The sequence below is a fragment of the Mariniflexile sp. HNIBRBA6329 genome (assembly GCF_043558645.1).
Classification (GTDB): domain Bacteria; phylum Bacteroidota; class Bacteroidia; order Flavobacteriales; family Flavobacteriaceae; genus Mariniflexile.
On sequence record NZ_JBIFXS010000011.1, the window covers coordinates 88727 to 115082 of the forward strand.

The 26356-nt window shown below is 34.3% G+C and carries 19 protein-coding genes; all 19 read left to right on the forward strand.

The window, feature by feature from the left end; translation table 11 throughout:
* Window positions 1–27: 27 nt before the first annotated feature.
* Window positions 28–1380, forward strand: a complete 1353-nt coding sequence (locus ACGK9U_RS12385) for an MFS transporter (protein WP_394466695.1) — start codon at window positions 28–30, stop codon at window positions 1378–1380.
* Window positions 1381–1391: 11 nt separating this feature from the next.
* Window positions 1392–2057: a beta-phosphoglucomutase gene (pgmB, locus tag ACGK9U_RS12390; protein ID WP_394466696.1), complete on the forward strand. Its 666-nt coding sequence runs from the start codon at window positions 1392–1394 to the stop codon at window positions 2055–2057.
* Between the two features lie 2 nt (window positions 2058–2059).
* The gene (locus ACGK9U_RS12395; RefSeq protein ID WP_394466697.1) at window positions 2060–4372 is read left to right on the forward strand and encodes a glycoside hydrolase family 65 protein; all 2313 of its coding nucleotides are present in this window, start codon (window positions 2060–2062) and stop codon (window positions 4370–4372) included.
* A complete protein-coding gene (locus ACGK9U_RS12400) occupies window positions 4353–6314 on the forward strand; it encodes a glycoside hydrolase family 13 protein (protein ID WP_394466698.1) in 1962 nt (653 codons plus the stop codon). Before ACGK9U_RS12395 ends, ACGK9U_RS12400 begins: the two co-directional genes overlap by 20 nt.
* A 14-nt stretch (window positions 6315–6328) precedes the next feature.
* Window positions 6329–7774, forward strand: a complete 1446-nt coding sequence (locus ACGK9U_RS12405; protein WP_394466699.1) for an alpha-amylase family glycosyl hydrolase — start codon at window positions 6329–6331, stop codon at window positions 7772–7774.
* Between the two features lie 29 nt (window positions 7775–7803).
* A complete protein-coding gene (locus ACGK9U_RS12410; RefSeq protein WP_394466700.1) occupies window positions 7804–9912 on the forward strand; it encodes a glycoside hydrolase family 97 protein in 2109 nt (702 codons plus the stop codon).
* A 576-nt stretch (window positions 9913–10488) separates the two neighbouring features.
* Window positions 10489–12309, forward strand: coding sequence for a hypothetical protein (locus tag ACGK9U_RS12415; protein ID WP_394466701.1), 1821 nt, complete (start codon window positions 10489–10491; stop codon window positions 12307–12309).
* A gap of 114 nt (window positions 12310–12423) precedes the next feature.
* Window positions 12424–14799, forward strand: a complete 2376-nt coding sequence (locus ACGK9U_RS12420; protein ID WP_394466702.1) for a heavy metal translocating P-type ATPase — start codon at window positions 12424–12426, stop codon at window positions 14797–14799.
* A gap of 81 nt (window positions 14800–14880) precedes the next feature.
* Entirely contained in the window at window positions 14881–15069 is a 189-nt protein-coding gene (gene ccoS / locus ACGK9U_RS12425; RefSeq protein WP_394466703.1) for a cbb3-type cytochrome oxidase assembly protein CcoS, read from the forward strand.
* Between the two features lie 5 nt (window positions 15070–15074).
* On the forward strand, window positions 15075–17267 hold the full coding sequence (gene ccoN, locus ACGK9U_RS12430) for a cytochrome-c oxidase, cbb3-type subunit I (RefSeq protein WP_394466704.1): 2193 nt from the start codon (window positions 15075–15077) through the stop codon (window positions 17265–17267).
* Window positions 17268–17270: 3 nt separating this feature from the next.
* Window positions 17271–17456, forward strand: coding sequence for a CcoQ/FixQ family Cbb3-type cytochrome c oxidase assembly chaperone (locus ACGK9U_RS12435; protein ID WP_394466705.1), 186 nt, complete (start codon window positions 17271–17273; stop codon window positions 17454–17456).
* The gene (locus tag ACGK9U_RS12440) at window positions 17453–18409 is read left to right on the forward strand and encodes a cbb3-type cytochrome c oxidase N-terminal domain-containing protein (RefSeq protein ID WP_394466706.1); all 957 of its coding nucleotides are present in this window, start codon (window positions 17453–17455) and stop codon (window positions 18407–18409) included. Before ACGK9U_RS12435 ends, ACGK9U_RS12440 begins: the two co-directional genes overlap by 4 nt.
* Before the next feature lie 99 nt (window positions 18410–18508).
* The gene (ccoG, locus tag ACGK9U_RS12445) at window positions 18509–19933 is read left to right on the forward strand and encodes a cytochrome c oxidase accessory protein CcoG (RefSeq protein ID WP_394466707.1); all 1425 of its coding nucleotides are present in this window, start codon (window positions 18509–18511) and stop codon (window positions 19931–19933) included.
* A gap of 27 nt (window positions 19934–19960) precedes the next feature.
* Window positions 19961–20407, forward strand: a complete 447-nt coding sequence (locus tag ACGK9U_RS12450) for a FixH family protein (protein ID WP_394466708.1) — start codon at window positions 19961–19963, stop codon at window positions 20405–20407.
* Window positions 20408–21109: a sulfite exporter TauE/SafE family protein gene (locus ACGK9U_RS12455; RefSeq protein WP_394466709.1), complete on the forward strand. Its 702-nt coding sequence runs from the start codon at window positions 20408–20410 to the stop codon at window positions 21107–21109.
* 141 nt (window positions 21110–21250) lie between these two features.
* Window positions 21251–21925 carry a TetR/AcrR family transcriptional regulator gene (locus ACGK9U_RS12460; protein WP_394466710.1) on the forward strand — a complete coding sequence of 225 codons (675 nt, stop codon included), beginning with the start codon at window positions 21251–21253 and terminating at the stop codon, window positions 21923–21925.
* Window positions 21926–21927: 2 nt separating this feature from the next.
* On the forward strand, window positions 21928–23595 hold the full coding sequence (locus tag ACGK9U_RS12465; protein ID WP_394466711.1) for a peptidase domain-containing ABC transporter: 1668 nt from the start codon (window positions 21928–21930) through the stop codon (window positions 23593–23595).
* 3 nt (window positions 23596–23598) lie between these two features.
* Window positions 23599–24945, forward strand: coding sequence for an HlyD family secretion protein (locus ACGK9U_RS12470; RefSeq protein WP_394466712.1), 1347 nt, complete (start codon window positions 23599–23601; stop codon window positions 24943–24945).
* Window positions 24945–26339 (forward strand): TolC family protein, encoded by a 1395-nt coding sequence (locus ACGK9U_RS12475; RefSeq protein ID WP_394466713.1) that lies wholly within the window; start codon window positions 24945–24947, stop codon window positions 26337–26339. Before ACGK9U_RS12470 ends, ACGK9U_RS12475 begins: the two co-directional genes overlap by 1 nt.
* Window positions 26340–26356 lie beyond the last annotated feature (17 nt).

Here is a 26356-nt window from a genome sequence, read left to right on the forward strand (position 1 = left end):
CAATAGTATCAATTAAATACTATTTCGATGGAAAAGCGTAAGTTAAGTTTTCTTCAAATCTGGAACATGAGTTTCGGATTTATGGGAATTCAAATGGGTTTTGCTCTACAAAATGCCAATGCAAGTAGAATTCTTCAAATTTTTGGAGCCGATGTACATCAGTTATCATGGTTTTGGATTATAGCGCCATTAATGGGCTTAATCGTTCAGCCTATAGTTGGGTATTATAGCGATAAAACTTGGGGACGGTTTGGAAGAAGAAAACCATTCTTCTTAGTCGGTGCTATTTTAGCATCCATAGGTCTTGTCTTAATGCCGCAGGCAGATATTTTTACGGCTTTTTTACCAGCTATTTGGGTTGGTGCAGGATTCTTAATGATTATGGATGCATCTTTTAATATCGCCATGGAGCCGTTTCGTGCTTTAGTAGGGGATAATTTAAGAACCGACCAACGAACCTTAGGATTTAGTGTGCAAACCGCTTTAATAGGTTTTGGTGCAGTTATTGGATCCTGGTTGCCATACACTTTAACCAATTGGTTTGGTGTATCTAATACTACTGTGGCAGGTGAAGTTCCTTTAAACTTAATTTTATCTTTTATTATTGGAGCCATTATTTTGGTACTTTCTATTTTGGTTACAGTGTTTACAACCAAGGAATATACGCCAGAAGAATTAGCTCAATTTGATGACGATGCTTTAGATTCTATAAATGAAGTTGTTTCAGAAAAAACCGGGTTAAAAACCATTTTTGAGGATTTCAAAAACATGCCAACCACCATGCGCCAGTTAAGCTGGGTACAATTTTTTTCATGGTTTGGTTTATTTGGTATGTGGGTATTTGCCGTTCCAGCGATTGCTCAGCATATTTACGGACTACCGGTTAGCGATAGTAGTAGTGTTTCGTATCAAAATGCTGGAGACTGGGTAGGTATTCTTTTTGGAGTTTACAATCTTATTTCAGCCTTGTATGCTTTCGCTTTACCATTTATAGCGAAAAAGATAGGCAGAAAACGAACACATGCCTTGTCTTTAATTATTGGAGGTCTCGGTTTGTTGTCCATTTACGTTATGCCAGATAAAAACTGGCTCATCCTTTCTATGGTTGGTATAGGTATTGCCTGGGCTAGTATTTTGGCTATGCCTTATGCTATTTTGGCGGGTTCTATTTCTGCTAAAAAGATGGGGGTGTATATGGGAATCTTTAACTTTTTCATTGTTATTCCACAAATTATCAATGCCTTAATTGGTGGTCCATTAGTAAAGTATGCTTATGGCGATCAAGCGATTATGGCTCTTATGGTAAGCGGATTTAGTTTTTTAATTGCTGCTACGCTTGTATTTAAAGTAAAAGACGTCGACGACGTTATTCAATCTTAAAAAATATCATAATGAATGGTTTTATTTTTGATCTCGATGGGGTCATTGTAGATACTGCAAAGTATCATTACCAGGCTTGGAAGCAATTGGCTAACAAAATTGGAGTAGAGTTTTCGTTGGAACAAAATGAACAGCTCAAAGGTGTGAGTAGGGTAGATTCTTTAAAAAAGATTCTTCATTGGGGACAAAAAACAATTTCTGGAGAAGAGTTTATGGCTTTAATGACTGAAAAAAACGATCAATATTTAGGTTTGATTGAAACCATGAATGAAGATGAGGTTTTGCCAGATGTTTCGAAAGTTCTGAATTATTTATCTAAGAAGCATCAAAAAATTGCCCTAGGTTCAGCTAGTAAAAATGCGGTCGGTATTCTTAATAAAGTCAATTTAACGCCCTTTTTTGATGCTATTATTGATGGAAATCAAGTAACACATGCAAAGCCAGATCCAGAGGTGTTCTTAAATGCTGCAAAACAAATAAATATTCAACCAGAACAATGTGTTGTTTTTGAAGATGCTGTGGCTGGTATTCAAGCTGCAAATGCAGCCAACATGGTAAGTATTGGTATTGGAGACGCCCATGTTTTACATGAGGCAGACTATGTGTTTAAAGACTTTACAGAAATGTCTTTAGAATTTATAGATAAACTAATTAATCCTAAAACAGTTTGCAACTAAAAATGAATCAAAATTATATAAAACCAGATCAATGGTCTATAATAGAAGAAGGCTTTGATGCAAGTCGCGTAAAGTCATCAGAAAGTCTGTTTAGCATCGGGAATGGTGCGATGGGGCAGCGAGCCAATTTTGAAGAACAGTATTCTGGATCTACATTTCAGGGTAGTTATATTGCTGGCGTGTATTATCCAGATAAAACTCGTGTAGGTTGGTGGAAAAATGGCTATCCTGAATACTTTGCAAAAGTTTTAAATGCCCCAAATTGGATAGGTATAAACGTAAAAGTTAATAACGAAATTTTGGACTTGTTTACCTGTAAAGGTATTGAGGGTTTTAGAAGAGAACTTAATATGAAAGAAGGCTGGCTATCCAGAAGTTTTAAGGCGACGCTTCAAAACGATGTTCAGGTTGCCGTGAAAACGAAGCGTTTTTTAAGTTTGGATTTAGATGAAGTTGGCGCTATTCGATATGAGATTACTCCTCTAAACACAGATGCTACCATTACATTTTCTCCGTATTTAGATGCTGGAATCACTAATGAAGACACCAATTGGGATGATAAATTTTGGGATGTTCTAAGTGTAAATCATGATAATAATCAAGCATTTATTGACGCTAAAACCATGAAAACAGCATTTCATACTTGCACTTTTATGGAATCTCAGGTTTTTATAAATAATAGTTTAGTAGATATAACTCCAGAAATTGAATCGACTTCAAATTCTATTATATTCAGTTATTTTCATAATATAAAACAAGGAGAAACTTTTTCCATAGAAAAAATTGGTGGCTATACCGTTGATTGTAATCACGATAAATCTGAATTAACTGTTGCGGCTAAGAAAGTATTAAAACAAGCAAAAACAATCGGGTTTTCTGGCTTACTAGAAAATCAAAAAAAGGCCTGGACTAACATTTGGGATATGGCCGATATAACCATTGAAGGTGATGTTAAGGCACAACAGGGTATTCGTTTTAACATTTTTCAATTAAACCAAACGTATTTAGGAAAAGATTCCCGATTGAATATTGGACCGAAAGGCTTTACTGGCGAGAAATATGGCGGAAGTACTTATTGGGATACCGAAGCCTATTGCATACCGTTTTACATGGCAACCAAGAACCAAAGTGTAGCAAGGAGTTTGTTGGAGTATCGTTACAATCATTTAGAGCGTGCTATTGAAAATGCTGAGAAATTAGGTTTTACAAGTGGTGCGGCTTTATATCCAATGGTGACCATGAATGGGGAAGAATGCCATAACGAGTGGGAAATTACCTTTGAAGAAATTCATCGTAATGGGGCTATATCTTTTGCTATTTACAATTATTACCGTTACACAAACGATTACAGTTATATACCTGAAAAAGGTCTAGAAGTACTTATAGGTATTGCACGATTCTGGCATCAGCGCGCCAGCTTTTCAAAAAGTAAAAATAAATTTGTTATTCTTGGCGTTACGGGACCAAATGAATATGAAAACAATGTAAATAATAACTGGTATACCAACTATTTAGCACAATGGTGTATCCAATATGCCATAGAAAATATTAAGAAAGTAGAAGCGGAGTATAGTTCAGATTATATAAGAATTATGAACAAAGTTAAGCTATCTATTTCTGAAATTGACGCATGGAAAAACGTAGCCGATAATATGTATTTCCCATATTCAAAAACACATCAGGTTTATTTACAACAAGATGGTTTCCTAGATAAAGATTTGATTACTGTGGCTAATTTAGACACCTCGCAAAGACCTATTAATCAGAAATGGAGCTGGGATCGTATTTTACGTTCACCCTATATTAAACAAGCCGATGTATTGCAGGGCTTCTACTTTTTTGAAGAGCAGTTTACGCAACAGGAATTAGAACGTCATTTCGATTTTTATGAGCCATTTACAGTTCACGAAAGCTCTTTGTCACCTTGTGTGCATAGTATTCAGGCTGCTAAATTAGACCGCATGGAGCAGGCTTATACGTTCTATTTACGCACGTCTCGTTTAGATTTAGATGATTATAATAAGGAGGTTCACGAAGGACTTCATATCACCTCTATGGCAGGAACTTGGATGAGTATTGTTGAAGGTTTTGGAGGTATGCGAGTAAAAGATAATAAACTATCGTTTACACCTAAAATACCTAAGCAATGGAAGGGGTACTCTTTTAAAATAAACTTTAGAAATCTAATTTTAAAGGTTCATGTTACTCAACAAGACACGACTTTTGAATTGGAAGGTCATGACACTTTACAAATTGAAATTAATGATACAGTAAGGATTCTTAAACCTAATAATTATGAGAATGTTTCGAGATAAAATAGCAATAAGTAGCTTTAAATTACTGCTGTTTATGCTTTTATTGGGCGTGCTCAATGTGGCATGCAATAATCTAGGAAAAGAGAAAAAAGTAGTATCTGATATCGAAGTAAGTACCGAAGTTCACAACGATGTAGAACGTATAGAGCCTTTAAATTGGTGGGTAGGATTTAAAAATCAGGACATACAATTATTGGTTAAGGATTCCGTTATTTCGAGGTCTAAACCAGAAATTAAATATCCTGGAGTAACTATTTCAGCAGTTCATAATGCAAAAAGTCCTAATTATTTGTTTATCGATTTACATATCGATGTACAGACGCAGCCAGGAAAATTCAATATCCTTTTTAAGTTTGAAAATGGAAAGATTAAACGTCAAACTTACGAGCTTAAATCCAGAGTGAAGCCTTCAGAAGCCTATATAGGTTTTAATAGTACAGATGCTATTTATTTAATTACACCCGATAGATTTTCAAACGGAGACGCTTCAAACGATATTAATGAAACGTTATTAGAGAAAACCATCGATAGAACAAATGATTATGCCAGACATGGTGGAGATATTAAAGGCATTACCAATCATTTAGATTACATTGAAGACCTTGGATTTACTGCCATTTGGCCTTGTCCGTTGTTAACTAACAATATGTCCAATAGTTCGTACCATGGCTATGCAATGACCAATTTTTACGAAATTGATCCACGTTTTGGAAGTTTAGAAGAGTATTTGGAATTGTCTGAAAAAGCTAGTAAAAAAGGTATAAAGCTTATTATGGATCAGGTTGCGAACCATTGTGGGTCTGAGCATTGGTGGATGAAAGATTTACCATTTTCCGATTGGTTAAATCAACAAAAAACCTTTGAAAACAAAGAAAACTTAAAAAACTCTAACCATCGCCGCACCACTAATCAAGATTTATATGCTTCAACGCGAGACAAACAGGATATGATTGATGGTTGGTTTGTGGCATCCATGCCGGATTTAAATCAAAAAAATCCGTTTATGGCAACGTATATTATACAAAATAGTATTTGGTGGATAGAAACTGCAGGATTGGGAGGCATTCGCCAAGATACTTACCCGTATTCCGATAAAGACTTTATGAGCAAATGGGCAGGTGCAATTATGGCCGAATATCCAAATTTTTCAATTGTAGGAGAAGAATGGAGTACGAATCCATTACTTATTGGGTATTGGCAGGAAGGAGCAAAAAACCGAGATGGTTACGATTCTAATTTAAAATCTCCAATGGATTTTGCTATGCAGCATCAAATTGTGAATGCTTTAAACGAAGATGAAAGTTGGGAAAACGGTTTAGTTAAGATGTATGAAGGTTTGGCAAACGATTTTAATTATGCATCACCAAAAAACCTTTTAATTTTTCCCGATAATCATGATATGAGTCGAATTAGTACACAATTACATGAAGATGTCGATAAAGTAAAAATGGCATTAGGCTACATGTTTACATTGCCTAGAATACCCCAATTTTACTACGGAACCGAGATTTTAATTAATGATTCTATCAACCCAGGAGATCATGGTTTAATAAGAACAGATTTTCCAGGCGGATGGGATGGTGATGTTGTTAATGCTTTTTCTGGTGAAGGATTAACAAGTTCGCAAAAAGATATGCAGCTGTATGTAAAACAATTAATGAATTACAGAAAACATAGCAAAGCCATTCATGGAGGTAAAACCATTCATTTTGCACCTGAAAATGGTGTTTATGCCTTGTTTAGAGTACTCGAAGATGAGGTTGTTATAGTTATTTTAAATAAAAGTAACGAGGTTAGTTTACAAACAGTAACTTTTAACGAACTTGGTTTGAAAGGTAGACAAATCAAAAATATTATAAATGAAGAATTAAGTATTTGGGGAGATAAAATCACAGTAAACCCCAACGGAATTAGTTTGTTTTCAACTAAAATTCACAATTAATAAATATAATTACAATGAAAAAATTAATGTTATTCGTGCCTGTATTAATGCTGTTTATTTCCTGTAAAAATGAGAAAAAAGAGGCTGTACAGGAGGTTGATGTAGCTCAGGAATTAAGCGTTTTAAGTCCAATTGATAATAACGTTTTAGAATCGGCAGTTATTTATGAAGCCAATATAAGGCAGTATTCTAAAGACGGATCATTTGATGCCTTTGCTAAAGATATTCCACAGCTAAAAGAATTGGGAGTTAAAATTATTTGGTTGATGCCGGTATTTCCAATTTCAGAAACCAAAAGAAAAGCAACTGGTGGAGATTTCGCCTATAAATTAAAGGATGAAGCCGAACGCAAAAAAATGCTTGGAAGTTATTATGCTGTATCTAATTACACGGAGATAAATCCAGAATTTGGAACTATTGAAGATTTTAGAAAACTTGTAAAAACAGCCCACAATTATGGTATTTATGTCATTTTAGATTGGGTGCCTAACCATACTGGTTGGGATCATGAGTGGATAACCACGCATCCAGATTATTACACGCAAAATGATAAGGGAGAAATAATAGACCCAATTAATCCCGACACTGGCGAATCGTGGGGTTGGGAAGATGTAGCAGACCTTAATTACGATAATCAAGATTTGAGAAAAGAAATGATTGCCGATATGAGTTATTGGATAACAGAGGAAAATATTGATGGATTTCGCTGCGACGTGGCAAGCAATGTGCCTACCGATTTTTGGGCTAAGGCCATTCCAGAATTAAGAGCCAAGAAAGATATTTTTATGTTAGCTGAAGCTTGGCAACCTGAGTTAATGAAAGACAGTCTTTTTGATATGGCTTACGGTTGGGAATTTCATCATATTATGAATGACATGGCTAAAGGGAAAATGAAATTAAACGATTTAAAGAAATATATTGATAAAAATAAAACCAAGTATGAAGCCGATGATATTTTAATGAATTTTGTAACGAATCATGATGAAAATTCCTGGAATGGAACGGTTAAAGAGCGACTTGGTGATGCTTCAAAATTAATGACAGCCTTAAGCTATGTAATGCCTGGAATGCCGCTAATTTATTCCGGACAGGAATACGGTTTAGATTATCGATTAAAGTTTTTTGAAAAAGATTCCATCCCTAAAACCAAAGGTGAAGCATGGGACTTGTTAAGTGCGTTGGGTAATTTAAAAAATAGCAACCCTGCTTTAAATGGAGGAAAACAATCGGCAGCATTGAAGATTTTGGAGACTCAAAACGCAAATATATTGTTTCTGGAACGCACGAATAAAAAAGATAAAATTACGTTTATAGGTAATTTTTCAAAAGAAGAACACGCTTTTGAGCTTCCTATACATGGCGATTATGTCGATTTTAAATCAAATACTAGTGTTGATTATCAACAAGGGGCAAACATGACTTTGATACCTTGGGAATTCAAAATTCTAATCAGCAAATAAAAAATATCTAACTAAATAAAACCATAAAAATGAAGCATAAAAAGTATTTATTGCTATATACCCTTTTAACAATTTTCGGTGTAAAAGCACAGCAAGTTTCCTCACCTGGGGGAAATATTTCTTTGGAATTTTCAATAAATTCAGAAGGAGAACCGACCTATAAAGTTTTTTATAAAAACAAGACAGTAATTAAATCTAGTAAGCTTGGATTTACACTTAAGGCTTCCGAAAATCTTAATAAAGGATTTGAACTTTTAGATAGTGAAACAGCAACTTTTAATGAAACCTGGAAACCAGTTTGGGGTGAAGAAAGTGAAATTAGAAACCATTATAATGAATTACTGGTACGTTTAAATCAAACAACTACACAGCGCGTTATGAATATTCGTTTTCGAGTATTTAATGAAGGTGTAGGGTTTCGTTATGAGTTTCCTGAACAACCCAATTTAAATCATTTTGTTATTGAAGATGAGAAAACGCAGTTCGCGATGACTGGCAACCACAATGCTTTTTGGATTCCAGGCGATTACGATACACAGGAGTATGATTATACTGAATCGCGCCTTTCAGAAATACGCGGTTTAATGAATAAATCTATAACAGAAAACCTATCGCAAAAATCATTTTCATCAACTGGAGTTCAAACAGCCTTAATGATGAAAACCGATGAAGGATTATATATTAATATCCATGAGGCAGCACTTATTGATTTTTCAGTTTTACACCTTGAATTGGATGATGAAAACTTCATTTTTAATGCCTGGTTAACTCCAGATTCACAGGGTGTAAAACCTTATATGATTGCACCAGCGAATACGCCATGGCGAACCATTATGGTTAGCGATGATGCGCGCGATATTTTAGCATCAAGAATAACCTATAATTTAAATGAACCTTGTCTCATAGAAGATACTTCATGGATTAAACCGGTTAAATACGTTGGCGTTTGGTGGGAAATGATTACTGGTAAAAGCTCTTGGGCATATACCAACGATTTTAAAGCAGTAAAATTAGGAGTTACCAATTATAATAAAGCCACACCTAATGGAACGCATGGTGCAAATAATAAACATGTTAAGGAATTAATTGATTTTGCTGCATTACATGGTTTTGATGGTGTTTTGGTTGAAGGATGGAATGTTGGTTGGGAAGACTGGTATGGGCATTCTAAAGATTATGTGTTTGATTTTGTAACCCCTTATCCAGATTTTGATGTCGATGAAATTCAAGAGTATGCCAAATCTAAAGGTGTAGAAATGATTATGCATCATGAAACATCATCTTCAGTTAGAAATTACGAAAGGCATTTAGATGAAGCATATAAGTTCATGAAAGATCACGGTTATAACGCTGTAAAGAGTGGTTACGTAGGAGATATTTTGCCAAGGGGTGAAAACCATTACAGCCAATGGATGATCAATCATTATCAGTATGCTCTTGAAAAAGCTGCTAATTATAAGATTATGGTTAATGCTCATGAAGCGGTTAGGCCTACGGGAATTGCCAGAACCTACCCAAATTTAATAGGAAATGAAGCGGCGCGTGGTACCGAATATCAAGCTTTTGGAGGCTCGAAACCAAATCATGTTACCGTGTTACCATTCACGCGTTTAATAGGCGGCCCCATGGATTATACTCCAGGAATTTTTGAAATGGACATAAGTAAATTAAATTCGGATAATAAATCGCATGTAAATAGTACCATCGCTAACCAATTAGCATTGTATGTAACCATGTACAGTCCATTGCAAATGGCAGCCGATTTACCAGAGAATTATAATAGATTTTTAGATGCTTTTCAGTTTATAAAAGATGTTGGGTTAGACTGGGATAGAAGTTTGTATTTAGAAGCCGAACCGGGAAGTTATATTACCATTGCAAGAAAAGCAAAAGGCACAAACAATTGGTTTATTGGAAATGTAAACGGAAAGCAAAATAGAGAATCCAATATTTCATTAGACTTTTTAGATAAAGGAAAAACATATGTTGCAACGGTTTATGCCGATGCCAAAGATGCCAATTATAAAACCAACCCACAGGCATACACTATTAAAAAGATGAAAGTAACAAGCAAATCAAATATATCACTAAAAAGTGTCGAGGCAGGTGGTTATGCGATTAGTATTGTAGAAGAATAGTTAAATTATTTGATCAAGCTTATCTAATTCTGATATAAAAGGGTTCTACATTTTTCTGTTCGCTCTACTAAATGAGACTCAATTTGGTTCTTTTCTTTTTATTGATGTAATCATCTTTAAATGAATTTTTTAGATCAAAAGTTATGTTGACTTTAATGGTTCTGAGTTCCTCATTTTTTAGTAAAAATTTAGAGCCTTTTGGAAACATGATATCCTGGAACCCTTAATAGAATTGGACCTAAAATGTGTTAGGGTAACTGTTCTATGCGCTTAAAATGGGCAAAATAAAAAAAACTTTAAGCACTGATTTTTAAAGGGTTTCCAGATTTTAAATAGCCTTACTAAAGGTAACCACTTTTTTAACTATCAAATTTTCTAGTGTAAATATATAGATGTGGAATTACCAAATTGAACTGAACGTTAAGTTAAAAAATATAATTGCTAAGAGATTAACTTAGCAATCATAAGAAAAAATAAAATTAGTGTAACATGATAATTGTCATATTCTTAAATAATTGCTATCAATACATTTGCCAATTAATTCCGTAAAATAGTATCGGTTAGATATTTAAGCTTATGAAAAATACACATACATTCCATATTCCAGTAATGGGAATAGGATTTACTATAGACACGCCTTTAAAGGTAGCACAATACGGTATAGATTCGGTAATTTCTTTGGTAGATGATATTTTATTGGAGAAATTAAGGAAAATGTACTGCGAAAAACACAAACTTCCTTTTAAAGAGATTAGCGATAAGATTGAAGATTTTAGAGCAAAAAGAATTACGTCCTATCTAAATTTAATTAGTGATTTATGTGATGAAAACTTTGAAGCTTTAAAAAATGTAACAAAAGAAAATGAAGCAAAACTAAAGGCATATATAGATATGTTGCCAAAACAATCCATACTAAAATTAGAATTTAAAAAGCTAACAGAGAACGGTTTTAATTTTACAGAATTAAAAAAGTGGGCAACAAAAAACTTAAAAAAGGGAAGTATTGATGTCAATATTATGACAAAGGTAGATAAGGAAAACTATGTAAAAGGAGTTAAATTATCATCAGAATATAATGATGCGCATGCGGCACTTCGAGGTTATGCCAACAGTAAACTGTGTTCCTCAGTAGTGCTTTCGGCAGGAATGAACCCTAGATTGTACAGTTACATAGAACAATTTGATGCCTTTTATCCCGATATAAATGGGGTAATTAAAAAGAAAATTATTTTAAAGGTTAGCGATTATAGGTCTGCTTTAATTCAAGGTAAGTTTCTAGCAAAAAAGGGGTTGTGGGTATCTGAATATAGAATTGAATCAGGACTAAACTGTGGTGGACATGCCTTTGCTACCGATGGGTATCTTTTAGGGCCTGTTTTAGCTGAATTTAAAGAAAAGAGAGATGAATTGATTGCTTCTACGTACGATTTGTTTATACAAGAACTAGTAAATAAGCAAAAACCCGTACCAGAAAATATCTTACCATTAAAAATTACAGCGCAAGGAGGTGTTGGCACAGAGGAAGAGCACAATTTTTTAATGGATTATTACAATTTAGATTCTGTTGGCTGGGGAACACCATTTTTGTTGGTTCCAGAAGCGACCACGGTAGACGATTTAACTTTAAGTAAACTTGTAAACGCCAAGGAAGAAGATTTGTATTTAAGTGATATTTCACCATTAGGTGTGCCTTTTAATAATCTTAGAAATAACACTAAAGATGCTGAGAAAGAAAATTTAATCAACAAAGGAAGACCAGGTAGTTCCTGCCCTAAAAAGTTTGTTGCTTTAAATAAAGAGTTTAAAGAAACCGGTGTTTGCACCGCATCTAGAGAATACCAACACCATAAAATAAAAGAGTTAGATGCTCAAAATTTAAGTTTAGAAATATATCAAAGTAAGTTTAATAAAATTGTAGAGAAATCTTGTACCTGTGTGGGCCTTGGTACTTCCGCATTATTGGCATATGATTTAGATACTAAAACAGAAGGAGCAGGGGTTTCCATTTGCCCAGGTCCAAACATGGCGTACTATTCTAAAATCATGAGCTTAAAAAACATAACCGATCATATTTATGGTCGTGATAACATGATTACGCGAACCGATCGTCCCAATCTATTTGTTAAAGAATTGAATATTTATTTAGAATATCTTAAAGCGAAACTGGAAGAAGTAAAAGATTCCATGAACAAAAAAGACGAAAAATACTTATTGACCTTTACTACTAATATGAAGGAAGGTGTTCAGTATTATCAAAAACTCTTCGGTAGTTTAAAAGATATATTCAAAAATGCCAAAAAAGATATTTTAAATGAGTTAGATAAAAGCACAATAGTACTTCAGCAAATTCATTCTAAAATTGAAGCACTTTCAAAAATTCAAACATCAGTTGCCTAAAAAATAGGTTTCTTAAAAGTGAAACTATAAGGCTCATTGTCAAATCTGATATATATCATTTTATCCATGGTATATCTTATCAACCTTTGCAAAACTTTAGAATTTTAAATAACTATGACAGACCAAACCTGTTTTCATTGCGGAGATTCTTGTCAAAATGAAATTGTAAATTTTGACGATAAACTATTTTGCTGTTATGGCTGCAAAACGGTTTATGAGATATTTTCTGAAAACGATTTGAGCTGTTATTACGATTTGCAATCGGCTCCTGGAGCAACGCCCAAGGACATAGCAGGTAAGTACGATTTTTTAGAACAACCGAATATCATCGAGAAACTTACCGAATTTAACGATGGAAACACGCAAATTGTAACGCTGTACATTCCACACATTCATTGCAGTTCCTGTATTTGGATTTTGGAAAACCTTAACAAGCTCAATGCTAATATTAACGCATCTCAAGTAAATTTCGGAAAAAAGCAGGTGCGGGTTACTTATAAAGCCTCAAACTGTGCACTTAAAGATGTTGTTTTGCTTTTAAGCAGCATAGGTTACGAGCCCTATATTTCGTTGGAAGATTATAAAACAGGAAAAACGGCCGTAAATCGTTCTTTGGTTTACAAAGTTGCCATTGCAGGTTTTGCTTTTGGTAATGTGATGTTTTTATCGTTTCCAGAGTATTTTGAGGTGGGTGAATTTTGGTTGGAACAATACAAGCACCTGTTTAGATGGTTGATGTTTTTCTTTTCACTGCCGGTTGTTTTTTATGCCAGTTGGGATTATTTTATTTCCGCCTATAAAGGGCTGCGTTCTAAAATCCTTAATATCGATGTGCCCATAGCGTTGGGAATTGCCGTGTTATTTGTAAGAAGTTCGGTTGAAATTATACTCAATATTGGTTCGGGCTTTTTTGATAGCCTTACAGGGTTGGTGTTTTTTCTGCTTCTGGGGAAATTCTTTCAGCAAAAAACCTATCAATTTTTGTCTTTTGAAAGAGATTATAAATCGTATTTCCCTATTGCGGTTACTAAAATTGATACCGATGGAAAAGAAACCCCTATTCAAGTATATGATATTCAAAAAGGCGATCGTTTATTAATACGTAACGAAGAGCTTATCCCGGTAGATGGTATTTTAATACATGGAAATGCATCTATCGATTATAGTTTTGTTACAGGAGAGTCGGAAACCGTTATTAAAAAATCGGGAGATAAACTTTTTGCAGGTGGAAAGCAAACCACGGGTGTTATTGAGGTGGAAGTACTGCATACGGTAGAGCAAAGTTATCTTACCCAGCTTTGGAGCAACGATGTTTTTAACCAAACCGATGCTAAAAGTTTCACAACATTAACTAATGTTATTAGTAAACGTTTTACCATTGCGGTTCTTTCAATTGCATTTATATCAACTGCCTTTTGGTTGTTTGTAGATGCTTCAAAAGCCTTAAATGTATTCACTTCGGTATTAATTATTGCATGCCCATGTGCCATTGCTTTGGCGGCACCTTTTACTTTAGGAAATGTGCTGCGAATTTTCGGGAAACTTAAATTCTATTTAAAAAACGCCACCGTTATAGAGCAGTTGGCAAGCATCAATACCCTTATTTTTGATAAAACAGGAACCATTACATCCAGTAAAAAAAATCAGGTAGTTTATGAAGGTGAAACACTTTCAACTGCTGAAGAAATCCTTCTTAAAAACACATTAAGAGGATCTAACCACCCGCTGAGTAGGTCGCTTTACAATTTATTGGATGCACACAACATTGTAACGCTCAATTATTTTGAGGAGCATTTGGGGCATGGTATAGAAGCCAGATATCTTAACGATAGTATAAAGGTGGGGTCTTCAAAATTTGTTGGTCAAATGGAAGCGATAGCGGTATTGGATACCTCAGTTTTTGTTAGTGCCAATAACCAATACAAAGGAAAGTTTGTATTTCACTCTAGTTATAGAAAAGGATTGTCTAAACTATTTAACAAACTGAAAAAAGATTATGATTTGGTGATTCTTTCAGGTGATAATGAGGGTGAACGCGATAACCTAAAGAAGTTATTGCCATCAAAAACCAAATTGATATTCAATCAAAAACCGAATGATAAGTTGGAATATATTAAATACCACCAGTCAGAAGGTGCTAAAGTTTTGATGATAGGTGATGGTTTAAATGATGCTGGCGCGTTGGCACAAAGTGATGTTGGTATTGCGCTTTCTGAAAATGTTAATGTGTTTTCGCCTGCCTGCGATGCTATTTTGGAAGCTTCAAAATTCAATAAGTTGTACGATTATATCAAAGCTTCAAAAGCAGCCATTAAAATAATAAAATGGAGTTTTTTATTGTCGCTAATGTACAATGTTGTTGGGTTGTATTTTGCGGTTACAGGCCAGTTGGCACCCGTTATAGCTGCTATTTTAATGCCTTTAAGTTCTATTAGTGTTGTAGTTTTTACAACCATATCCACCAACTGGTACTGCAGGAAATTAAAATAATTCCAAATAGGTTAAACATGACATATATCATATTTTAAAAATAAGCTCCATAGTAGTTTTACATCGTAAACAGAATAAAAAATGAGTGCTATTTATATTTTATTAACCATTAGTGTAGTTGTTGCAGTTTTCTTTTTTGCTGTTTTTATAATAGCTGTTAAAAAAGGGCAATACGATGATAGCTATACGCCTTCGGTTCGTATGCTTTTTGAAGACGAACTTGTTAAAGACCAAACAAAAGTAACCGTAAAACCAAAAAAGACCATTTAATTATTATGGAAGTACAACAGTTCTATTACGACAATAAAATTGTCAAAAAATTTCTTATGGCCACCATGTTATGGGGCGTTGTTGGAATGTTAGTAGGTTTATTACTGGCATTTCTATTTTTGTTTCCTAACCTTACAGATGGTATTTCTTGGTTGAGTTTTGGCCGCATACGTCCTTTACATACCAATGCCGTTATATTTGCCTTTGTAGGAAATGCTATTTTTGCAGGGGTTTATTATTCTACACAACGTTTGCTTAAAACTAGAATGGCAAGTGATGTGTTAAGTAATATAAACTTTTGGGGTTGGCAATTAATTATTGTTGCCGCGGCCATTTCGTTGCCATTGGGTTACACATCATCTAAAGAATATGCTGAACTGGAATGGCCTATAGATATAGCCATTGCTTTAATTTGGGTTGTTTTTGGTTGGAATTTAATTGCCACCATTCTTAAACGTCGCCAACGCCATTTGTATGTGGCTATTTGGTTTTATATCGCAACGTTTGTAACGGTCGCTGTATTGCATATTTTTAATAGTTTGGAGTTGCCTGTTAGTGGTATGAAAAGTTACTCGGTATATGCAGGGGTGCAAGATGCTTTGGTACAGTGGTGGTATGGGCATAATGCCGTGGCATTTTTCTTAACGACTCCGTTTTTAGGCCTTATGTACTATTTTGTACCTAAAGCTGCTGATAGACCTATTTACTCATATCGCTTATCCATTGTTCATTTTTGGTCGTTAATCTTCATTTACATTTGGGCAGGTCCCCATCACTTATTATATACCGCTTTACCGGAGTGGGCCCAAAATTTAGGTGTTGCCTTTTCTGTTATGCTTTTGATGCCTTCTTGGGGAGGTATGATCAATGGTTTATTAACTCTTAGAGGTGCTTGGGATAAAGTTCGCACAGATCCCGTATTGAAATTCATGGTAGTAGCCATTACTGGTTATGGTATGGCAACTTTTGAAGGTCCAATGCTTTCGTTAAAAAATGTAAATGCTATTGCACATTACACTGACTGGATTATTGCTCACGTACATGTTGGAGCTTTGGCTTGGAACGGGTTCTTAACCTTTGGTATGGTTTATTTCTTGGTACCACGTTTGTTCAAAACAAAATTATATTCAAACAAATTGGCCAATTTACATTTCTGGATAGGCACATTGGGTATCATCATGTACGCACTTCCTATGTATGTTGCGGGCTTTACACAAGCTAGTATGTGGAAACAATTTAACCCTGACGGAACGTTGGTATATGGTAACTTCTTGGAAACCGTTACTGAAATTATGCCCATGTATTGGATGCGTGCCATTGGAGGTTCATTATATATAATTGGTGTGTTTGTCATGATTTATAATGTAGTGGTAACCATGAAACGAGGCAGTGAGGTAACCGATGAATTGGCTGAGGCTGCTGCACTTCAAAAAGTTTCTAAAAAACGTGCTGCAGGAGAAGGTTGGCATGAAGTGTTGGAAAGAAAACCAATTCAGTTAACCATTGGAGCTACCATAGCCATACTTATTGGTGGTATCATTCAAATTGTACCAACCATTATGGTAAAATCCAATATACCAACTATTTCTAGCGTAAAACCTTATACGCCTTTAGAATTAGAAGGTCGTGATATTTATATCCGCGAAGGTTGCGTAGGTTGCCATTCACAAATGGTGCGTCCTTTTAGAGATGAAGTAGAACGATATGGTGATTATTCCAAAGCAGGGGAATATGTGTACGACCATCCTTTCCTTTGGGGAAGTAAACGCACAGGACCCGATTTGCATAGGGTTGGAGCTAAATATTCTGATAACTGGCATTTGAACCATCTTTACGATCCGCAAAGCACATCCAGTGGTTCTATTATGCCTGCTTACAAATGGTTAGTGACTAATGAATTGGATAAATCTGAAACTGAAAAAAAGATGAAGGTGATGGTGTCTTTAGGTGTGCCTTATACAGATGCTGATATTGCTAATGCCCAAAAAAGCATGGCAGAACAAGGTGAACAAATTGAAAAAAATCTTTATTCCGATCCAGATTTTGCCAATAGTTATGAAAACGACAAGAAAAATGGAGGTGCAAGTTTTGTAGAAATGCGTAACCGTGAAGTGGTTGCCATTATAGCTTACTTACAACGTTTGGGTACCGATATTAAAGTTAAAGATTTAGAAGAAAAAGTCACGCAAAACGAATAGACCATGTTAAAATTTGTCAAAAACTATATGGATAGTATTGATGGCATAGAAATCTATCCAATCATCTCATTATTAATATTCTTTGCATTTTTTGTAGGCTTGTTTTGGTGGGTTGTAACAGCTAAAAAAGCCTATGTCAACAAAATGAGTAACATTCCTTTAGATAACCAAAACGACATGACATTATGAGACGTATACTTCCATCATATATAAGAGTTCCATTAGTGTTCTTTGCAATTTTTGGATGCATTGAATATAGTATAGATTCGGGCAATGAGCCTGCATTTCTAAAGTATCCAATAATTATGTTGTTCCTGTTATTGGTGCTTCTAATTTTGATAGCTATTGAAATAATTGTAAATGCTTTAGAAAATATTTTGTTTCAAAGTTTAGATGAAGCTGGAAAAGCATCGTATTTGTCTGAAAAAAAACAAACGCCTAAAATCATTTTATGGGTAAAAAACACTTACAAGAAGTTATTAGGTTCTAAACCTATAGAGGCTGAAGGCGAAATTATTTTAGACCATAATTACGATGGTATTAAAGAGTTGGATAACGATTTGCCACCTTGGTGGTTATATGGTTTTTATGCTTCAATTGCATTCGCTTTTATTTATATGTTGCGTTACCATGTCTTTAATGGTAATAATCAGTATGATGAATTACAGGTAACTTTAGAACAAGCAAAAGTAGAGCTTGAAGAATACAAAAAAACCGCAAAAGATCTAGTAGATTACAATACAGTTGTAGTTTTAACTGATGCTGCCGATTTAGCAAATGGTAAACAAATTTTTCAAACCAATTGTGTAGCTTGCCATATGGCAGATGGAGGCGGTGGTATAGGGCCTAACCTTACAGATGAGCATTGGATTTTAGGTGGAGGCATTAAAAATGTGTTCCATACCATATCAGAAGGAGGGCGTTCCGGAAAAGGGATGATTGCTTGGAAGCAAAGCTTAAAACCTTCAGAAATTGCTCAAGTGGCAAGCTATGTACTCACATTACACGGAACAATCCCAGCAAATCCAAAAGCTCCAGAAGGTGATATATGGTCCACAGATCAGGTGAAAGACTTGCAAATCCCTTCTGAAATTAATGAAAATATCATAAAAGTGGATTCTACAGTTACATTAACTGAATAAGACACTATTACATCTATTTAAATGGACTTTTTAGATATATAAAAAGTAGCACAAATTATTTAGATTGTTTACAACAAACCTTTTAAGGTAATTAGAACCATGAGCATACCAGATACCGAAAGCTTTAGAGATTCTCTTGGCACGATAACGAATGACGGGAAACGTGCATGGGTATATCCAAAAAAGCCAAGTGGTAAGTTTTATAACTATCGAAAATTGGTTAGTTATGTGCTTTTGCTGTTTTTATTGGCGGCACCATTTGTGAAAATTGGTGGTAATCAATTTTTGATGTTCAATATATTGGACCGTCGATTTAATATATTCGGTTTTCCATTTTGGCCTCAAGATTTTCATTTGTTTGTGCTTTCCATGCTTATTGGGGTTATTTTTGTAGCCTTATTTACGGTTGCATTCGGACGTATTTTTTGCGGATGGATTTGTCCACAAACCATTTTTATGGAAATGGTATTTAGGCGCATTGAATATTGGATAGAAGGGGATAGAGGTGCGCAAATACGTTTGGATAAACAAGGTTGGAATGCTGATAAAATAAAAAAGAGAGGCATCAAATGGTTTCTATTTTTGGTTATTTCATTTGTTATTGCCAATGTGTTTTTAGCTTATTTGATAGGAGGAGATAAAGTTATTCAATACATTTTAGAAGGGCCTTTTAGCCATTTAAGTACTTTAATATCACTATTGATTTTTACCGCCGTATTTTATTTTGTTTTTGCTTGGTTTCGCGAACAGGTATGCATCATAGCTTGTCCTTATGGGAGATTGCAAGGGGTGTTGCTGGATACCAAATCGATTGTAGTGGCATACGACCACAAGCGTGGGGAAGCTGAAAAAGGCAGAAAAAAATTCAGAAAAAATGAAGATAGGAAAGCGCTTGGTTTTGGAGACTGTATAGATTGTTATCAATGTGTGAATGTGTGCCCTACAGGTATTGATATTAGAAATGGTACACAGTTGGAATGCGTAAATTGTACCGCATGTATTGATGAGTGCGACCACATTATGGAAAGTGTTAATTTTCCAAAAGGATTAATACGTTATGCCAGTGAAGAAAATATTGAGGAGAAAAAGAAATTCGAGTTTACAGCTAGATTAAAAGGTTACAGCGCTGTATTACTCATTCTTACAGGGGTTTTAATAGGCATGCTTTTGTTAAGAAATGATGTGGAAGCTAGAGTGCTCCGTTTGCCAGGGCAGTTATACGAGCATAAAGACAATAATATTATAAGCAACGTATTCACTTATAAATTGATTAATAAAACCACTAAAGATATTATCGATATCAGTTTTAAATTGCGAAAATATAAAGGCACAATTAAAATTGTTTCAACGGAAAAAACATTTATAGTGCCAGCACAAGGACTTGCAGAAGGAACACTGTTTATAGAATTGCCGCAAAGTGAATTGGAAGGTGATAAAAATAAACTCATGATAGAGGTTTATAGTGGGAAAGATTTAATTGAAACAACCACAGTTAACTTTTTAGGTCCACGTAGTTACAAGTAAATTAAATAAAACTAAAAAACAAAGTATATGAAATTCAATTGGGGAACAGGTATTGTAGTGGCGTTTATAGCCTTTATCAGCTTTATATTGTATTTTGTTATTACAATGAGTACCAACAAAAAGTATGAACACGACTTGGTTATTGATAATTATTATGGTCAAGAATTGGAGTTTCAAAATGCTATAAACAAAGAAATTCATTCACAAACCTTAAAGCAGGATGTTGTTTGGAAACGCACTTCCGAAGGTTTGCTTATTGAGTTTCCGAAAAACTTTAAACCTGAAGATATTACAGGAACAATATCTTTATACAGACCCTCCAATAAACTGTTGGATTTTGAAACAGCCATTCAATTATCAAATCATACTTTTTTAATAACAGAAAAGCGTTTGTTGGAAGGTCGTTGGAATTTGAAGGTTGATTGGAAAGTAAACGGCGAAGCTTATTTGTACAAAAAAGAAATTGTTTATTAAATGTTGTGGTCGGCATTCATATTTGGCATATTAGGCAGCTTTCACTGCGTGGGTATGTGTGGGCCAATTGCATTCATGTTGCCAGTAGATAGAAGTCATTCTTTTCGAAAAATAAGCCAAATAGCTACCTATCATTTAGGGCGATTATTGGCCTATAGTTTCATAGGAATGTTTTTTGGCTTGGTAGGCAAAAGTCTTTACATTTTCGGAATGCAACAACAACTCTCCATCATTATAGGTGTTTTAATGATTGTTGTTGTACTGCTGCCAACAAAAACATTCAACAAATACAATTTTTCAAAACCGCTTTATTCCATTATATCTAAAGTTAAATCGGCTTTAGGTAAAGCTCTAAAAAAGAAAACCGCCGATACTTTTTTAACTATTGGTTTTCTTAACGGATTTCTCCCTTGCGGCTTGGTTTACATGGCGGTATTTGCATCCTTAACCATGCAAAACGCCGTTCAGGGCAGTTTGTATATGGCACTTTTTGGATTGGGAACCATGCCGTTAATGACTTCGGCTATTTATCTTGGTAAGTTTTTGAAAGGTAAAGCAAAACAGCGCATCCAAAAAGTGATACCTGTGTTTGTGGCTCTTATAGGAGTTTTGTTTATTCTTCGGGGCTTAAGCTTAGGTATTCCTTATATCTCACCAGCTCCAGTGCATGAAACGGTTTCAAGTGCCATTAACTGTCATTAATGTATCTTCTCAAAAATTAAATATTTGCCTGCAATTATTTTAAAGCAATAGTTTTTATTTATCTCATATTGATTTAAATGATAGTTTTATTTTCATTTTTAATAGTATTACTATTAACTTTGCGTAAATATGAGTTGATTTATGAAAAACTTACTATCCAGTTTAAAGATTACTGTACCAGAAAATATATTTATAAAAGATCCAGAATCGTCTGAATTAGGAAAGCGCATTATTGAAAATAGCATTTCGTTGATTGATGATATTGGATTTGATGCCTTTACTTTTAAAAAATTAGCTTTAAATATAGGTTCTAATGAAAGTTCTATTTATCGCTATTTTGAAAGTAAGCATAAATTACTGCTTTATTTATCATCTTGGTACTGGGCATGGATTGAGTATCAATTGGTAATTGAAACACATGGAGTTTCAAACAATAAAGAAAAATTGATAAAAGCTATTGAAATTCTTAGCAGAACAACTGTGGAAGATTCTAACTTTATGCATATCAATAAGGTTGCTCTTAACAATGTTATAATTAATGAAAACTCAAAATCATTTTTAACCAAAGAGGTAGATCAAGAAAACAAGGATGGTTATTTTGTTATTTACAAACGTATTGTACAACGTTTGCGAGATATGATAATTAATGCGGCTCCTAACTATCAATTTCCTTCATCACTAGCAAGCACAATTATGGAAGGCGGTTTGCACCAACACTTTTTGAAAGACCACTTTTCTACTATAACAGATTGTAATTCAAAGGTGATGCCTTCTGATTTTTTTGTGAATTTAACCTTAAACGTTTTAAAACTCTAAATATGGCTCAATCTACAATGACTCCTTGGCAACGTTTAATAGGCTTATTGCAATTGGAACGAAGAGATATTTTGCAGATATTTTATTATGCTATATTCTCGGGTATTGTTGCTTTATCCCTTCCTTTAGGAATCCAAGCAATTATTAATTTATTGCAAGGCGCACAGATATCAACTTCTTGGGTTGTTCTAGTAAGTTTAGTTACCATTGGAGTTGCCTTTTCGGGTGCATTAAACCTTATGCAATTACGTATTATAGAAACCATACAACAACGGGTTTTTACGCGGTCGTCTTTTGAATTGGCATACCGTTTTCCTAAAATAAAGATGGAAGAATTACGCAATTATTACCCGCCTGAATTGGCAAATAGATTTTTCGATACTTTAACTATTCAAAAAGGATTATCGAAGATATTGATAGATGTTCCTTCTGCCGTTTTACAAATTATATTTGCACTAATCCTACTGTCTTTTTATCATCCCGTTTTCATTGTATTTGGAATCCTTTTGCTTGGGTTGATTTTTGTGGTTTTTAAATTTACCGCAAAAAAGGGTATGGAAACGAGTTTGAAAGAATCTAAGCACAAATATAAAGTAGCTCATTGGATTCAAGAAATTGCACGTGCTGTGGTTAGTTTTAAGCTTTCTGGAAGTACAAGTTTAGGGTTAAACAAAAACGATGATTTAGTAAGCGATTATTTAGAAGCTAGAGAAAGTCATTTTAAAATTTTAATGCTTCAATTTATTCAAATGGTAAGTTTTAAAGTTATTGTAACAGCTAGCTTATTACTAATTGGGGGTGCATTGGTTTTAAATCAAGAAATGAATATTGGGCAATTTGTTGCGGCCGAAATTATCATTTTACTAGTTATAGCTTCGGTTGAAAAATTAATACTTGGTTTGGAGCCTTTTTATGATGTGCTTACATCCATCGAAAAAATTGGTCAAATAGTTGATAAGGATTTGGAAAAACAAGAAGGTGAACAACCTTTGTTTAAAGATGGTTTGGAAATAGAACTTGATAATGTATCATATAAAGTATCCAATAGAGAAAAGCCCATCTTAGAAAACATATCATTTAAAATCAATCAAAAAAGCCGCATATTGGTTAATGGTGAAAGTGGTTCTGGAAAATCTACCTTATTCCGTATCATATTGGGTCTTACTAAGGCTACTTCAGGAAATGTATATGTAAACAACCTTTCACTTAGTAGCTTGTATTTAAACCACTATCGAACTCAATTAGGGATGTCTTTATTGGAAGAATCGCCTTTTGAAGGAACAATAAGGGAAAATTTAACTTTTGGAAACCCTAATGTTCCAGATGAAAAAATTTACGACATATTAGACAAAGTTGGCTTAACCAAATTTATAAGAGAACAGAATATGGGTTTGCAAACCATTATAAGTCCAAAAGGAGGTCAATTGCCATATACCATTGCAAAAAAAATAATATTAGCTAGGGCCATTATAAAAGAGCCAAAAATTCTCCTGTTAGAAGATCCATTAGATAGGTTCAATCAATCTGAAATGAAAAGTATTATTAATTATTTAACCGATAAATCGCAACCTTGGGCTTTAATTGTTGTTAGTACAAGTAAAAACTGGGTGGAAAAATGTGACGAATTTATTTTACTGGATAATGGAAAAGCTACCTTTAAAAAAATATAAATCATGCTCAACATATCTCATAATAGTTTAAACAAAAAAGTAGATTTAAAAAAATACAAATCAGCGAAAGCAGTTTTTGATATTCCTTATTACAAGAAATTCAACAAATTCCTATTGGCTATTGCCATTATTGGTTTTGTAATTCTTTTTTTGCCATGGACGCAGAATATTACAGGGCAAGGGCAAGTAACAACTTTAAAGCTTGACCAAAGGCCACAAAGCATACAATCGCAAATACCAGGAAGGATAGAAGAGTGGTTTGTACAAGAAGGAGACTTTGTGAAAAAAGGCGATACTATTTTAAGGATTTCTGAGGTAAAAAGTGAATACTTTGACAATAAACTAGCCGAAAGAACTAATCAGCAAATTACAGCAAAAGCATCATCGGTAGATGCTTATCAATCAAAAGTGAGTGCTTTAAACAGGCAAGTTTCAGCCTTATTTAATGAGCAGAAACTAAAAATAGAACAGAGCAAAAACAAATTAATTCAGGCACATCTTAAAGTAAAGAGTGATAGTATAGATTTAGAAGCGGCAAAAACCAATATAGGTATAGCAGAAAGGCAATTTGATCGTGTTCAAACATTGCAAAATGAAGGTTTAAAAGCCGTAAAAGATGTGGAAGAAAAGCGTTTAAAATTACAAGAAGCCCAAGCTAAGCTTATTGCCCAAGAAAATAAATATTTGGCTAGTAAAAACGATATATTAAATGCCAAGATAGAGTTATCACGTATAAACGCAGAGTATACCGATAAAATATCGAAAGCACAAAGTGATATCTTCACCGCGCAATCAAGCCAATTTGACTCTGAAGCACAAGTTTCAAAATTAGAAAATGAATACACCAATTACAAAATGCGAAATGATTTGCTGTATGTTACCGCTCCTCAAAACGGTTATATAAACAAGGCGCTTACAGGAGGTATAGGTGTTACTTTTAAAGAAGGAGATAAATTGGTTAGTATCATGCCATCGAATTACGATTTGGCTGTAGAAACTTTTGTAAGGCCTATTGACTTACCACTTTTACATATTGGTGACAAAGTTCGTGTACAATTTGATGGTTGGCCAGCCATAGTTTTTAGCGGTTGGCCCAATGTGTCTTATGGAACATATGGAGCTAAAATAGTGGCTATAGAGAATTTTATTAGTGAAAATGGCAAATATCGAATTCTATTGGCTCCCGATCCAAATGCTGAAAAATGGCCAGAGGCTATAAGAATTGGCTCTGGCGCACAAACCATAGCCTTGTTGGAAGATGTGCCAATTTGGTTTGAATTGTGGAGACAGATTAATAGTTTCCCCCCAAACTATTACCAACCCCAAACAGCTTTAAAAGATAAAAAATAATGAGGGCTTTTATACTTGTAATATGGTTATTGATAAGCAATATAGGTTTTGCCCAAGACAGTACATCTACTATATCATTAGCTGAATATTTAGGTTATGTAAAAACCTATCACCCAATTGTTAAACAAGCTAACCTAGTAATTAAGGAAAGCGAAGCTAAACTTATGAAGGCTAGAGGTGCATTCGACCCCAAATTCGAAGTTGATTACGATAGGAAAAAGTTTAAAAATACCGAGTATTATGATAAGTTAAATGCTTCGTTTAAAATACCAACTTGGTATGGGGTTGAAATAAAAGGAAACTTTGAAGAAAACGATGGGGTGTATTTAAACCCCGAATCTACACTTCCAGAGGATGGATTGTACAGTGTTGGTGTGTCGTTATCTGTGGCACAAGGTCTTTTGACGAATAAGCGTATGACCATGCTAAAACAAGGAAAATTATTTGTAAAACAAGCACAAGTTGACAGGCAGCTTTTGGTAAACAGCATTCTTTATGAGGCCACATTAACTTACTTTAATTGGCTTAAAACCTACAATGAAAAACAGCTTTATGAAAGTTTTCTTGCAAATGCACAACAGCGTTTTAGTGGCATTAAAAAGAATTTTGAAGTGGGCGAAATGTCGGCTATTGATACTTTAGAAGCTCGTATAGCATTAAACGACCGAAAATTAAATCTTGAAAAATCGCGTATAAAATACCTTAAAGCTTCTTTGGAACTATCAAATTATTTATGGCTTAACGACAACACCCCTATTGAAATAAAAGACCATATCATTCCTGATACAAATACTTTAGAAACCGTTGATGGAGTACTCAATACATCAGCATTAGATATTGGAGACATAAATTTAGAAAATCATCCAAAACTTCAATCTTTGGGTTACAAGTCCCAAAGTTTAACATTGGAAAAAAGATTGCAGTTAAACAATTTGTTACCTAAAATAGATTTGCAATACAACTTTTTATCTCAAACACCTGAAGTTACACAGTCGTTTAGTACGTCAGCTTATAAAACGGGAGTTAATGTTAGCTTTCCATTATTTTTAAGAAAAGAACGTGCTGAATTAAAACTAGCCAAACTTAAATTATTGAATACCGAATTGGAAATAAACTCAACACGAGTTGCTCTAAAAAATAAAATTGATGCTGTAAATCAAGAATTGGATTCATATATTTTGCAAAACAATTATATTGAAACTATTGTGAAAGACTACCGTACGATGCTTACTGCCGAAGAGCGAAAGCTTTTTTTGGGTGAAAGTTCGTTGTTTTTGGTAAACTCTAGAGAATCAAAATTAATTGATGTTAAGTTAAAGGCTATTCAACTAGAAAATGATTTTTTGAGTACAAAGGCAAACTTGTTTAATATATTATCGCCTTCTTTGGAATAAATTAAGAAAAGGTAAGA